The organism is Alteromonas sp. ABH4_454 (assembly GCF_056311775.1).
Genome location: NZ_CM149972.1, coordinates 1,116,143 through 1,130,439, shown reverse-complemented (window position 1 = coordinate 1,130,439; position 14,297 = coordinate 1,116,143). Strand labels below are relative to the sequence as shown.

Annotated in this window: 10 protein-coding genes and 1 pseudogene; all 11 read right to left on the bottom strand. The window is 44.5% G+C overall.

Annotation, left to right across the window (positions count from 1 at the left end):
- Positions 1-2: 2 nt before the first annotated feature.
- Entirely contained in the window at positions 3-2,156 is a 2,154-nt protein-coding gene (locus ACYX4W_RS04945; RefSeq protein ID WP_476075444.1) for a methyl-accepting chemotaxis protein, read from the bottom strand.
- Positions 2,145-2,468: pseudogene (locus tag ACYX4W_RS04940) on the bottom strand (PAS domain-containing protein); the annotation flags it as partial. The gene ACYX4W_RS04945 and the pseudogene ACYX4W_RS04940, both read right to left, overlap by 12 nt.
- Before the next feature lie 489 nt (positions 2,469-2,957).
- A complete protein-coding gene (locus ACYX4W_RS04935; protein WP_476074864.1) occupies positions 2,958-3,461 on the bottom strand; it encodes a chemotaxis protein CheW in 504 nt (167 codons plus the stop codon).
- Positions 3,458-5,575 carry a chemotaxis protein CheW gene (locus ACYX4W_RS04930; protein ID WP_476074863.1) on the bottom strand — a complete coding sequence of 706 codons (2,118 nt, stop codon included), beginning with the start codon at positions 5,573-5,575 and terminating at the stop codon, positions 3,458-3,460. The genes ACYX4W_RS04935 and ACYX4W_RS04930 overlap by 4 nt, the downstream gene beginning before the upstream one ends.
- A 38-nt stretch (positions 5,576-5,613) precedes the next feature.
- On the bottom strand, positions 5,614-5,979 hold the full coding sequence (locus ACYX4W_RS04925; RefSeq protein WP_474802668.1) for a response regulator: 366 nt from the start codon (positions 5,977-5,979) through the stop codon (positions 5,614-5,616).
- A 57-nt stretch (positions 5,980-6,036) separates the two neighbouring features.
- Positions 6,037-6,708, bottom strand: coding sequence for a methyl-accepting chemotaxis protein (locus ACYX4W_RS04920; RefSeq protein ID WP_476075443.1), 672 nt, complete (start codon positions 6,706-6,708; stop codon positions 6,037-6,039).
- A gap of 999 nt (positions 6,709-7,707) precedes the next feature.
- Positions 7,708-7,887, bottom strand: a complete 180-nt coding sequence (locus ACYX4W_RS04915) for a DUF2986 domain-containing protein (RefSeq protein ID WP_474857357.1) — start codon at positions 7,885-7,887, stop codon at positions 7,708-7,710.
- Between the two features lie 450 nt (positions 7,888-8,337).
- Positions 8,338-11,295 carry a TonB-dependent receptor gene (locus tag ACYX4W_RS04910; protein WP_476074862.1) on the bottom strand — a complete coding sequence of 986 codons (2,958 nt, stop codon included), beginning with the start codon at positions 11,293-11,295 and terminating at the stop codon, positions 8,338-8,340.
- Positions 11,296-11,301: 6 nt separating this feature from the next.
- Positions 11,302-12,243 carry a FecR family protein gene (locus tag ACYX4W_RS04905; protein WP_476074861.1) on the bottom strand — a complete coding sequence of 314 codons (942 nt, stop codon included), beginning with the start codon at positions 12,241-12,243 and terminating at the stop codon, positions 11,302-11,304.
- Positions 12,243-12,773: a sigma-70 family RNA polymerase sigma factor gene (locus tag ACYX4W_RS04900; RefSeq protein WP_474802677.1), complete on the bottom strand. Its 531-nt coding sequence runs from the start codon at positions 12,771-12,773 to the stop codon at positions 12,243-12,245. Before ACYX4W_RS04900 ends, ACYX4W_RS04905 begins: the two co-directional genes overlap by 1 nt.
- A complete protein-coding gene (locus ACYX4W_RS04895) occupies positions 12,763-14,274 on the bottom strand; it encodes a CehA/McbA family metallohydrolase domain-containing protein (protein WP_476074860.1) in 1,512 nt (503 codons plus the stop codon). Before ACYX4W_RS04895 ends, ACYX4W_RS04900 begins: the two co-directional genes overlap by 11 nt.
- Between the last annotated feature and the right edge of the window lie 23 nt (positions 14,275-14,297).

Below are 14,297 nucleotides of genomic sequence, written 5' to 3'. Positions count from 1 at the left end.
CACTAAAATGCCTCCCAATCCGACTCATCTGGTGCGGCTGGATTCAGCGCTTTAAGTCGCTGTTTTGGCACTTCGCGTTCTCTAGGTAACCCACTGCTGCCATTTAACGATCGTACCTCTGAGCTCTGTTCGGGCTTTCGATTATTTCCTACTTTGAAAACCGATACTCGCTGCGCGAGTTCACCCGACTGCTGCCGCATACTGTCAGCGGTTGCCGCGGCCTGCTCAACTAAGGCAGCATTTTGCTGGGTCATTTCGTCCATTTGAACCACCGCATTGCTCACTTCCTGAATACCTGTGGCTTGCTCCGATGACGCAGCAGCAATTTCAGACATAATGTCGTTAACACGCTTTATCGCTGTGACGATATTGGCCATGGTTTCACCCGACTTGTTCACCAATACATTGCCATCGCCAATTTTTTCCACCGATGCTGAAATTAGCGCCTTAATGTCTTTTGCCGCCTCTGCAGATCGCTGGGCCAACGTTCTTACTTCAGAGGCAACAACCGCAAATCCGCGTCCTTGTTCGCCCGCTCTTGCCGCTTCAACGGCTGCGTTTAGTGCAAGTATGTTTGTTTGGAAGGCAATGCCATCAATTACGCCGATAATGTCGGAAATACGCTGGGCAGAGTCATTAATTTCACCCATGGTATGCACCACTTGTTCAATAACTTTGCCGCCCTCAGATGCTACATCCGACGCCTGACTTGCCAATCCTTTCGCTTGGTCAGCATTCTCTGCATTTAGCTTCACCGTTCCCGTTAGTTCTTCCATGGCTGAGGCAGTTTCTTCTAAGCTTGAAGCCTGCTGCTCGGTACGACTAGACAGGTCGGCGTTACCCGTGGCTATCTCGTTTGAGGCAGTATCAATGGTTTCAACAGCAGTATGGATTTTCACTATGGTGTCGCGTAGTTCGTCAATAAAGTGATTAATGGATTCACCGAGTACTTTGAAATCACCATCTAGTGGCTCATCTATTGTTTTCAATAAATCGCCTTCTGTAAGGCTCACCATAATAGACTTGATACTTTCTACTGCTAAGGTTCTTCCCGTTACGTCCGTGGCGTATTTCACTACTCTAAACGGCTTGCCATTTTGGTCTAGAATAGGGTTATAAGAGGCTTGAATGTAAACTGGCTTTCCTGATTTATTTAACCGCTTATATTCTCCGCTAGCATAAACACCCTGGCGTAATTGCTCCCAAAAAGCTGCGTATTCGGGGCTATTTTTAAAAGCAGGATCCACAAAAATACTGTGGTGCTTACCTTTTACTTCATCAAGGGTATAACCCATCGCTGCTAAAAAGTTACTGTTCGCGTTTAAAATTACGCCTTCAAGGTCAAATTCAATGACAGCCTGAGACTTACTTATGGCGTTCAACTGTCCTTCAAAGTAGGCGTTTTTCAGTTTATCTTCGGTAATATTGGTAGCGTATTTGACTACCCTAAACGGGTTGCCATTCATGTCTTCTATGGGGTTGTAAGAAGCTTGAATCCATACGCTACTCCCTGACTTGCTTACGCGCTTAAACTCGCCAGAGAAAAACTTGCCGGATTTGAGTTCACTCCAAAAGCGCTGATATGACTCTGTTTGCCTGTTTTCCTCATCAACAAACAATTGGTGATGCTTACCTTTAATTTCGTCTAGGCGGTAGCCCATGGTGTTGAGGAAGTTATCGTTAGCGGTAATGATATTGCCATCTACATCAAACTCGATGACCGCCTGAGATTTACTAATAGCGTTAATTTGCCCTTCGAAATACGCGTTTCTTAGCTTATCTTGCGTTACGTCGGTGGCAAATTTAACTACTTTAAATGGCTTGCCAGTACTGTCAAAAATGGGGTTGTAAGACGCACGGATCCATACCTCTTTGCCGCCTTTGGCAAGTCGTTTGTATTCACCCTCGGTATGCTCTCCTGCTTTTAAACTCTGCCAAAAAGCAGCGTATTCTGCACTTAGCTTGTAGCTTGGGTCGACAAACATGCTGTGATGCTGCCCTTTAATTTCAGACAGGCTATAGCCCATTGCGGCAAGGAAGTTTTCGTTGGCGTTTTGAATATTTCCCTCTAGGTCGAATTCGATTACGGCCTGAGATTTGTTAATGGCGGTAATTTGCCCTTCGAAATCTGCATTTTTCTGTTTTTGAGCCGTAATGTCAGAGGCAAATTTAATGATGTAGTCCACCTCGCCGTTGTCGTCAAACACAGGGTTATAGGTAGCTTGGATCCACACCTCTTCGCCTTGTTTATTGATTCTGCAAAACTCACCGCTGTGTACGTCTCCGCTTTTTAGCTTTGCCCAAAACGCTTTATACTCATCACTTTGTGCGTAGTCACTGTCTACAAAAATACGATGGTGCTTTCCTACGACTTCAGCCTCGCTATAACCCATGGCGGATAGAAAATTGTCGTTAGCCGATAATATTTCCCCATCTGTAGTAAAGGAGATCACAGCTTGGCTTCGCATAATGGCATCGACCATGCCTTTGTTGCGTTTATTTTCTGTGTTGTCCTGCCATTCTGTGACAAAAAGCTCAGTCCCGCTATCGTCAGCCGTTATCGCAGATGCACTTACGCAAAAGCTATGTTCAGCAAGTGAAACAAGCTGCTTGTTACCACCTGTAGAATGGGTGAGTAAATAAGACGGATTTTCTGCTGTGCTTGCACTGACAGTAATATCGTCAATGTGCTTTCCTGATAGTGTGGATTCGCCACCGCCGACAGAAAAGTCTTTGGGGTAGGCTTTGGCCATATGCAAGAATGCCGGTGTGCAGTAATGAATGACCCCAGACTTGTCGATAACCAACAAGTTTGAGGCACTAGCCTTTAAAATATTCGACTTTAATAGCGCGTCGTGCTTCGCTATTTTTAATTCTTCGCCGTTAAGAAAATTAAATACGCCCATAACTAATATTTCCCAATGTCAGGTGTTTCCGTTTAGTGAAGGACCTTGTAACTACGCGTCGCCGTTAACGCTATCAGGTGCAACTAAACCCAACTCTTCGCTGGTTATTAAGCTCTCAATGTTCACCAGAATGACCATGTTTTCATCTACATCGGCTAAGCCGTGTAGATACCTACTATCAAAAGCTACGCCAAACTCTGGTGGCGGAAGTACTTGCTCTTCAGACAAGCGAATAACATCGGATACACCATCTACCACGATGCCAACAATACGTTCTTGAATGTTTAGCATTATCACTATTGTGAAGTCGTTATATGTGGCCTCGCCTACGCTAAACTTGATACGCAAATCCACGATAGGAACTATGTCACCACGCAAATTAATTACCCCTTTGATAAAAGCAGGCGCATTCGCAATTTTAGTAACTTGTTCGTACCCTCTGATTTCCTTCACTGTTGTTATGTCCAAGGCGTAATGCTCATCGCCAAGCACGAAACTTAAGTATTCTTTGTCTTGTCCACCAGTAACCGCTTGATGCAAGGCCGTTTCACTCATGAAAGTAACTCCTCTATTTGGCTGGAGGTATAGGTTGTAGCAATGGAGTCTGCATCGATAATAAGTGCGACTTTACCGTCACCCATAATGGTTGCCCCCGCTATTCCAGCCACTTTACGGTAATGCTCCTCTAGACTTTTAATGACTACCTGCTGCTGACCAACAAGCGCATCAACTAAAACACCAAATCGTTTCTTACTGCTTTCAAGTAACACCACGATACCTTCTGTTGGAGAAAGCGCGGCACCTTCTACTTCCATAAAGTCGTAAAGAGGGACCAAAGGCCAGTATTGGTCTCGAATATAAAGTACAGTGTCGTTACCTAAGGTTTTAAGCTGTTGCTTTGTGGGCTGGAAGGATTCAATAATATTTAAAAGTGGGATCACGAAAATTTGCTTACCCACCGACACACACATGCCATCGACAATAGCTAGCGTAAGCGGTAAGTGAATGAAGAAAGCTGAGCCTTCACCAGCGCTCGATTCAATATCAATACGCCCGCCAATAGACTCGATATTGCGGCGCACCACATCCATACCTACCCCTCTTCCCGAGACATCGGTAATGGCTTCAGCGGTTGAAAACCCAGGCTGGAATATCAACTGCCATACCTCTGAGTCTGGCATATCATCAGATACGGCAAGCCCGTTGCTACGTGCTTTATCAAGAATTTTATCGCGATGAAGACCACCACCATCGTCGATAATACTGATGATAATACTGCCGCCCTTTTGCTCGGCACTTAAGATAACCGTGCCCTTTTCCGGCTTGCCGGCAGCCGTGCGCTTTTCTGGCATTTCGATGCCGTGGTCGATACTGTTGCGCACTAAGTGCGTAAGCGGGTCGACTATTTTTTCAATTAGGCTTTTATCGATTTCCGTACTGCCACCTTGAAGTACCAATTCAACCTGTTTACCCAACTTTCCTGCTAGGTCTCTCACTAAACGGGGGAAGCGATTGAAAGTTGCCGTAAGCGGAAGCATGCGCATAGACATGACCGACTCTTGTATTTCTCGGGTGTTGCGCTGTAACTCATCAATAGCAAGCTGTAGCCGCTCGCCAATTTGCCCATCAACATCTTGGCCTATCATGGAAAGCATTGACTGGGTGATTACCAGTTCGCCCACCAAGTTAACCATGGCGTCAATTTTTGTGGTATCTACTCGAATTGAAGCCGACTCTCGAGCAGAGCTTTTTTTCGTAGAAGGTTTAGTTTTCTTTTTAGCAGTTGCAGGCGTAGAGCCAGTCTCAGCTTGCGGTGCTCTAGAGGCTGTTGCTGAACTTTTTGAAGTACTGGCGCTTTGACTTTGCCCGTTGTTAGTTGTGTTTGCTGCAGTATTTATGTGGCGAGCCGAAGGTACGTCTTCGAAAAAGCCGAAGCCTTGGCTTTCCTCTTTGTTACCACTTTCAGCTGTTGCTGCTTCTGATTTTTCCGTTTTAGATTCGACGAGATTACTTTGGGTATCTTCATCGTCGAAGAACCCAAAGCCTTCTTCAGCTTGAGGTGACGAATGGGTAGCGCCGCTGTCTTGAAGGTCTTGGCTATCAGATACGTCATCAAAAAATCCAAAGCCATCATCGTTTTCTTCGCTGCTTTCGCTAGATAAATTTTGAATAGGCTCATCATCGAAAAAGCCAAAGCTGTCATCGTGTTCACTTTCGATTTGCGCGTTCACGCTTACTTCAGTTGACCCATTGTTACCATCTGTCTCGGCATCAGTGGGTTGCCCGTCAATAACAGCGTTGAGTATTTTTATGCGCTCATCAATGCCTTCTTGTGGAATTTCAGTTTCATCACGATAGGCATTTAGGGTGTCTTTTAAAACGTCTAGAGTTTCTAAAAGCACATTAACAATGTCAGCTGTGACGCTAAGTTCATTATTACGGGCTTTGTCTAGTAAATTTTCCATCACATGCGTTAAGTTCATCAACGCATCAAAGCCGAAAATACCGCTACCGCCCTTAATGGAATGAGCAGCGCGAAAAACACTATTGAGTTCTTCAGGATCGGGAGACTCGACGTCCAAGCTCATCAATAGCTGTTCCATATCGTCGAGATGCTCGTCGCTCTCGTCGAAAAATACGCTATGGAACTGTTCAATATCGATGCTCATTCTGAATCCTTCCAGACTTAAGGAATTAGTAAAAGGGACTAACCTAAGACGCGTCTAGTCACATCAAGAAGTTTGTTTGGATCAAAAGGCTTTACCATCCAGCCTGTAGCCCCAGCAGCTTTGCCTTTAGCTTTCATATCGTCGCCCGCTTCTGTGGTAAGCATGACAATTGGGGTTCTGCTGTAGGCCCCTAACCCACGCAAGTTTTTAATAAGCGTAAGGCCATCCATACGAGGCATGTTTTGATCAGTGAGTACAAAGTTAAATTGCTGCCCCTTACATTTATCCAGCGCTTCTTGACCGTCTTGGGCTGTAGTGACGGTATATCCGGCGCCCTTTAGTGTCATCTCTACCATTTGACGAATCGACACCGAATCGTCGACAACTAAAATATGTTTGCTCATGTGCTCACTTCTCCAAAATATGTCATTACTGACAGTGCTTCCTGTTCCTTTCTTAGCTTAGAACAATTCAACTTCTCCAGCGTCCATAGAGGTGGCAGACACTGGGTTGTGGTCATTTTTACCTTTTTGTGCGAGCCCTCTTTGGTACTCGCTTAATTCGCTGACGAAACGCTCAATATTGTGGGGATCTAACGTTGCCAATTGTTCTAAAATGAACGTAATCATGTCTTGGGTATATTGGATATGCTGGCCATTGATATCGCCAAACTGCATACCTCGGATAGCAGCATTTATAGACTCATCAAGCTGTGAGCCTATATCTTCAATTTGTTTAGTAGTAACAAGGTCTGCTTCTGCTTTTCTAATGATTTCGGCCAGTTGATCACTTATATGTGATTTAGCATTAACAACCTGAGATATATCTTGCGAGGCGACAAATTCTGCAGTGTCAGTGAGTTTGTCTACCAAACTACGGATATTCTCAACTTGGGTTTTTATAACGTCACTAAATTGTGTAGATCGCGTTGATAATGCGCGCACTTCATCAGCCACCACCGCAAACCCTCGACCAGCTTCGCCTGCCCTTGCCGCTTCTATCGCAGCATTTAGCGCCAACAAGTTGGTTTGCGCGGCAATATCATCAATGCCGCTAAGTGCGTCAATAACCGTTGGCATCGCCTGTTGAATGGTTTGCACCTGTTCCATAAGGTGCTTTGTTGACGAGGACATTTGCTCAGTTGAATCGATAAACTGGGTCAGGGTTCCATCGGTTTCTTGTGCAAACGTACGCATGCGTTCTGAATACGATTGTGTTTGCGTACTATCGACGCTCAATAACGCATCGATACACTGAATTTGCTGTGCAACAAGCGCTTTTAAGCTGCTAAAAGCATTGGATAAGGTTTCAACAGCGTCATCTTGAGTAGACTTAATGGATGATAAATTGCTATCACATGTGCTTAAAGACAGAGCAAGTTCGTCGCTCGCTTTCTTGATATCAGCACTACCCGCTTGTTCGCTTTGCGCTTGGGAGTCGTTACTTGGATAGACCTCGTCAACTTCATCCGCACTTTTGCTATAAATGAAAGCACTAAAGACAACTACGCCTGTTAGTACCGCAAGCGCTGTGAGCGCGGACACAAAAAAGAACAAAGCCCAAGAAACAGCTATGCCTACTACACAAAGTACATATATGCTCTTTAAAGCCCCTTGCTGCATTGAAGGTAAGTTATTAGATGACAAAAAAACTCTCCTTGAAAAAACACTGCGACTTAACTTCAACAGTACTCTTTCATAATTAAGCACGTTACTTGGTTCACGAATTACAAAACGCTGGGCACACTCTATGAGCGCCAATAGACATAAAGCCTAGCGCAAAGGCAACATAACGTTGTTAGCCAAGTTGGGTAACAACGTTATGCTTAACTGGCTTTGCACACATGAGATAAGCGTAGTACCCAATTTGAAAAGTAGGCAAGAACATGCATAATTTTTTTATAAAAAAAGCGTTTTAGTCGCTATTTGTGTCTAACTTGCTAAGAAGTGTTAAAGATAGTGTTGATGAGAAAGCACCAAGAGATATGCACATGCAGCAAACTTTGCTGGAACAGTGGTGATGATGATGGCGTTTCGCTATGACATACGTATTCGAGATTGTTCACCTCAACTGGGCATAAAAAATCCCTTTGTTTTAGCTAGGTAACTTCATCACCCAGTTTGCCCGCTATTTTATCTGTCGACTGGTTTAGTACTTTTTTCTGTCACAGACAATTCATCGTGCTCTTGTTCTGTAAGCTTTGCCCGTTCCGCTTTAGAGATATAAGCTGGCTTATTACTTTTATGAAGTTTAGCCTTAGCTTTCTTATCTTTTTTCTTAAGTTTAGTGAAAATTTTCTTACGACGATTCATGCTCTGTTCTCTTAATCAGTACCGCATATTGTTCGTATTATACGATGCTCATCGCAAAAGCCGCCATATGAGTTTTCGCGAGCACAAATTTCAAAATAGAGGAAAGTGGTTTGGAATCAAAAAAGCCCCGCATTTTCATGCAGGGCTCTCTGAAAAATGGTGCCTCGACCCGGGATTGTAACGCGCGGTGCAGCCGCAGGGGCACGCGGATTTTCAATGCAACCCTACGCTTTAATTAATTGTTTTTATTAAACTTTCATTTTACTTGCCAATTCTTTGCATAAGCTGGGGTTTCATGACAACTATTAGCATGGCCACTCTAGTTGAACGACTAATGTCTACACAACCACCTGTATGCCTCTAAGTAGTGAGCGTTGTTATGTTGAATAATCAAAAAAATAGCAGTGCACTTTAATCAGTACTTACGGTTTTATGTGCTTTGTTTCGTGATTAAATCTCTAATGAGAAACCTATCAAAAATGTACGCCCGCTCAATGTAGTATTATAAGCTCGGTCGTTTGAATCGCTGTACAGTTCCTCTCTAACATCAGTTAAATTTAGACCTTCTATAGTCATTCTTAATGATTGACTAAGTTGCATGCTAGCCGATGCATCAATGTAAGTAGTTGCATGATAGCCCGATTCGTCTTGGTCAGTATTTCCTGGCTGGACAGACAATATATAAGGGCTACGGTAGACAGCAGATACACGAGCCGACCAATGCGACTGTTCATAATACAATGTAAAATTATAACTACGTCTAGACAGCCCCGCGAATGTCTTAACCTGATTTTCTCCCGTACCTTGTACGTCTCGGTAAAGGGTTTGACCCTCGGCATAAGTGAAGTTGGTACTAATCCCAAGAAGATCAAAAGGAGAAGGAAGAAATGCTAAATCACGAGAATAAGTCATTTCAAAACCTTTAAATGTGGTTGTATCGGTATTCTTGGGTGTACTAACATAAAAAACATCATCGACACTATCCCCATCTTGAAGCAAGCTAGCGGGGAGTCCCAATTCGCTATACGGTATAGCTTCAACATCTTCCACTACGAAATTATCTATCTGCTTGAAGAAGCTAGAGAGAGCCATAATGCCGCCATCTTCGAAATACCACTCAACACCGGTTTCTACATTCAATGACTTTAGAGGCTTTAAATAAGGATTTCCTAAAAATACTTGCCCAATGTCGCCTTCATTCCGGGATGCTTGCGACACCTCGGCGGTAATAGCTAAATCTTGAATAGACGGGCGCGTGATATTCTCATCAACGCTGGCACGCCACAACCAATTGTCGTTGAGTTCAAGTACGGTATTTACGCTAAAAAGCACATCGTCATAAGTTTTGGTGACGGCGGACGGCAATCCCTTTTGAATACCTGAAGATGTAAACCGCGTATTGAAATACCGAATTCCCCCTTGCGTATAAAGTGGCTTACCCAGCCAATGTCCTACGCTATCGTATATCGCGTAGAGCGCGAGAGTGTTTTCTTTTACCTTAAAGTTGGAACTATCTACTGTATCCTCGGCGGTAAGTTGTACGTTACCCAAGTCAAAATGTGTTTGAATAGCATTAAGGTTGCCCTGCATCCATGTTTTATCTGGGTGCTGACTGAACAGAGATAAGTGCGCTTTAGTCAGCGTATTATCATCAAGAGCCGGGTACACACTTCTAGCGCGATCCATCCCTGTGTTCTCAAAGGATTTATAATGTGCCCCCGCCGACAGGGCATCACCGTTACTAAATAAATAGCGAAGTGATCCCTTTACATTGTTATACGAAGTACGTATTTCGTTTTCTTGAAAATAGAGATCTTTTACGGTTAGTCCAGTTAGGGATGCCGTATCCATATTAGTTGAATAGCTCTGGCCGTAAAAACGGTCTTCACGAAAGTCCGTAACGATATCCACCCCAGTTTTACGAATGTTGACTTTATTTACTTTAGGCTGCGAGTAATCACTGGCACTGCTGCCGAGGCTAACGTTAAAGCTTAGTGCAGAAGTGGGCTGCCACTGACTTTCCATAGTAATTTGATAAAACGTTGACGTATTTTCATCTTCCCGAGTTTCGATACGCCATGTTGCATCGGTATATTTCGCAAACAATATTTCCTTGTCATTTTTATTTTGTTCCCATGCGAGTAGCGTAACATTGTCATTGTCTTTCACTGCAATATGATGCTCATCAAGACTATTTTGTAAACGGCTGGCAATACCATTAAACGCAATTTGCCACTTATCGTTTGGCGCGTATTGCAGTGAGGCTGTTACCCCTAATCGACGTTGATTATTATTCCAAAGAGAATATCGATGGCCTCTGGGAAACCAGAATACGCCTTGTGCTAATTCATGCTGCAACACACTATCTTCGTCTCCGCTGTAATGCTTTTTCTCCTGTCGCCACCGCGTAGTATTAGTGCCAAACTCAGTAGTGTGCCGCTGACTGTATACGGCGGAAACGAGACCTCCGAATTTATCATTTCGTCGACTGACCAACCCAATAATACTTGGGTCGAGCTGTTTACTGTTTTCGTTGTAACTTTGTTTCACGGTAAAGCTATTTATGTCATCCGCAAAATCGAAGGGTTTTGGCGTATACAACATAACTGTGCCACCAATACCGCCTTCATCTTGTTCCACCGAATACGACTTACTTACATCAATACGATTAAAAATCTCTGATGCAAATAGAGTGAAGTCAAAGGCTCGGGTACGACTCACACTTCCTCTGGCGTCCATCGCCGAGGATGTCATCGCCATCGCTTCCATACCATTTACCTTTACACGGGTAAAGTCAGGACCTAGTCCCCGAAGTGAAATCTGTCGCCCTTCGCCTCCTTCACGGGTGATAGTAATGCCCGGTATACGTTGTAATGAATCAGCCAAATTCAAATCGGGGAAATCAGTAATGTCTTCTGACAAAATCGATTCTTGTGTGACCATGGCAAGGCGCTTTATCTCTCTGGCACGAATAAGAGATTGCCGAAATCCTGTGACTTCTATTTCAACAGTAGGGTGAGTACGCGTAATAGCATTGCTTTCTGTTTGGGTTGTTTTGCTAGTGTTTTCGTTTTGTTGTGTGTCGCACCAGTGAATAACCCAGCCATTTTGGACAGGCGCTAAACAAAGTGAAAACGGTTCCAGTAGTGAAGATAAATCACTGGCGTTAGTCGTGCGCCATTGTGTAGGCGTTATGGTTAACCCCTTAAGTAAGGTGGGGTCAAATGCAATGGTCTTCCCGGCGTCACGACTAAATTCAGTGACAAGCTGTGATAAGGGAATAGTATTGATGGCTTTGTCTGCTAACCCTTCTTGAGCAGCAAAACAAGCAGGTGATAAACCGACCGATATTAACCAAAAAACGTGACCCACAATGACCACTGACTTTTTGTTTCTTCGGTTTATCATGCCAATTTAGTTTACTTGTCGACGTATTTCGATACCTGAACGAGTATCAGCTACCTCCAGTTGATAGAGGGAACTAAGTACCGCTAACGTTTGCGCAGTATCTTCTAGTTTAAAGCGACCAGCCACACGGTGTTTCCCAATAGTGCTATCTATCATCAAAATGGGCTTATCTGAATAACGGTTCAATCGTTCCAACAAATAAGTGAGAGATTCATTATCTACTTCTATCCAGCCTGTGCGCCAGTCTACCACTTGTGACAAATTAACACGCTGCACCGACTCTGCAACTCCCCTATTAATTATTATTTTCTCACCTGCCTTGAGCAATATAGGCGCGCTATCGACCTTACCTCGAACTTCTACAATGCCCTCGTGTACTATCACATCAACACGCTGCCCTTGCCTATCGATGTTGAACGCCGTGCCAACCGCCGTCACTGAAGTCAGTCCGGCCTTAACCACAAACGGGCGAGCCCGGTCTTTCGCCACATCAAAATACACCTGTCCCTTTTTCAAGTTCAAAGCGCGGGTATCGTCAGAAAATAGAACGATTAGCTCACTTTTGGGTTGTAGTTGCACCTCACTACCATCACTTAGTGCCTCGTGCGCGGAAGTAATTAGTTGGGATGAGGTTGAGGGTGTTATGATGTGATAGCGTGAAAATACTAGCGCAATCACAAGTAATGACGCAGCAATGGCGCTTCCCCATGTCACAAGTGAATGCCTTCGGTTTGCGGTTTTCGACGACTTTTGGGCGTTTAAATAAGCAGCATGAACTGCTGGGTCTTCCCAAGTTGCTATCATCTTTTCTAACGCGTCTTGATGCCGCTCACTTTCATCTAACCAACGGATAAAACGGCGTTTATTTAACGCATCTAAATCTCCGTCTGCGAGCCGGTCAATCCACTCACCTGCCTCTAGGTATGTCTTTTCTTGTTGGCTTGTCATTATCTACCTGCTTTATCCAGATGCAGTTGAATATCTGCCATTGCGCGCGAAATATGCTTTGTTACTGCTTCTGCTGAAATATTCAAGCTAGACGCTATGGCTTGACGGCTTTGACCTTCGATACGACGCATTTCGAAAACACGCCGACGTTGAACTGGCATGGCATTAATCACTTGCGCGATGAGCTCGATTCGTTGTTGTGTTTCAAGGTGCAGCTCTGGATTTTGTCGGTAGCATTGTTGTTCATCAGCATTGTCAGTGTCTGGAAGCTGGCGTTTCGAAAGCAGATTTCTCGCTACGCGAAACGCGTATGCGAGAGGATTATCAATAGTGGTTGCTTTAGATTGTTCTAAAACGCGAACGATTGACTCTTGATAAAGGTCTGCCGCCTCTTCACTGTTAACGGAGTGCCTGCGCAAGTATTGCTTGAGGACTTTCGAATTTATCAGCGTTTGAAGTGAAGAGCTGGAGGTTTCTTCTGGCATGTCTAACGACGATACTGCTGTATTAATATGATGGTCACTTATCATCGCACTCGCCTGTGACAGATTCATTGCAGTGTCGAGAAGTGTGAGGATTGGGGTGATGTAAATATACGGGATTGCTGTAAAACCAGAGATCATCCCACGGATTTTCCCCTCTAGGATCAACCTCTGGCTCCAATTCTTCTTTTAAGTTGGTCCCGCGTACTCGTATGTAGGCATCGTTGTCAGGTGCGGGCAAAGAAAATTGCACAACATTATAGGCTCCCTGTCTTTCCCAGTCTTGCTGATAAAATCGGTGAATCACCTTCACAGGTGCTTTTTCTGTTTGGGGGTATTTGCCAACCACACCTCCATAGATTACATCTAATCTCTCTACCGTCGGATACTGACGATTAAAGTTAGTACCTTGCGGATCGTGAAACGCCACAGTAACGGTTATAGGCGCGTTATTGTTAACGTCTAAATCTAACGTATCACCAATGTTAACGCGCTTAGCTCCATGTTGAACACTCACATACAGCTCGTCAATCAAATCACCGGTAACGATAAAGACATTTCCTTCGCGCAGACCATCTAGTACGCTGTCGTAGTCTCGTGCCGCTCGTACATACGTTTTTGCGTATTCTCCTGGCCAAAAATCTGTACGGCCTTCGGTATAATGTGCATGGCTATCAGAAACAGCGGTAACCGTCCACTTTCTGCCTTCAGCCAGTAACTTATCCCAAACCCCTCCAACAATTGCCGACATTTGGTCAGTGCCGCCAAGGGTCGGATAGCCAAAATACTCTGCGCGAGGCGCTCTCGGATTATTCGAACCGTCTGGGTTGATTGATGCAGCCTGATGACCAGGAATAGCAGTCATACCGGTAACCACATCTGGCGCGGTATCCTGCCACTCCCGCATTTTTTGCGGTGTAACCTTTTGGTACACATTCAAATCAGTAGCCTTTCGGGCAGGGTGATTCACCACCAACACCGGTCGTGGTGACATATTCTGCATAGCTTCTAACGCGCTAAGCATAAACGCCTGCGTATCTCGTGGAGATTCATCTGGGTAAATTTCTCTGCGGTTGTACTGACTTTCCAACTCCAAAAGTTGATCAGCTTCTTTCACACTTTTTGGAATAATCAGGGTGCTGTGTCGCGCACCTGGGGTGTCGAACTCCATACCATAGAACTGCATAATTTCTGGGATGGCGGCTCTGGAGGCGACGAGTTCAGGGTACGCTGAATTTCGGTTTACTGCGCTGTGATTTGGACCACCATGGTCGGTTGTTACCATCCAATCTAATTGATGAAATGCTGCCATTTTGGCGTTCAATGCAGTGAAATAGTGGGCGTCACCAAATAAGAGTGGCGAAGGGGGTTGAGTCTTCCAGTTCCATCTTGCGCTATATTTGCCGTGAATATGGTGATCACCGGCTAGCCAGTTTTTTCCATCTTCGGGCACAAAAGCAGGGCTTTCATTGTGTTGCTGGTTTACTGATACACACGCTGACAAGACGAGTAATCCGCTCGTAAACGTTATCATTAAAACTTTTTTCATTACTGTTTAAACTTCCATTGGAA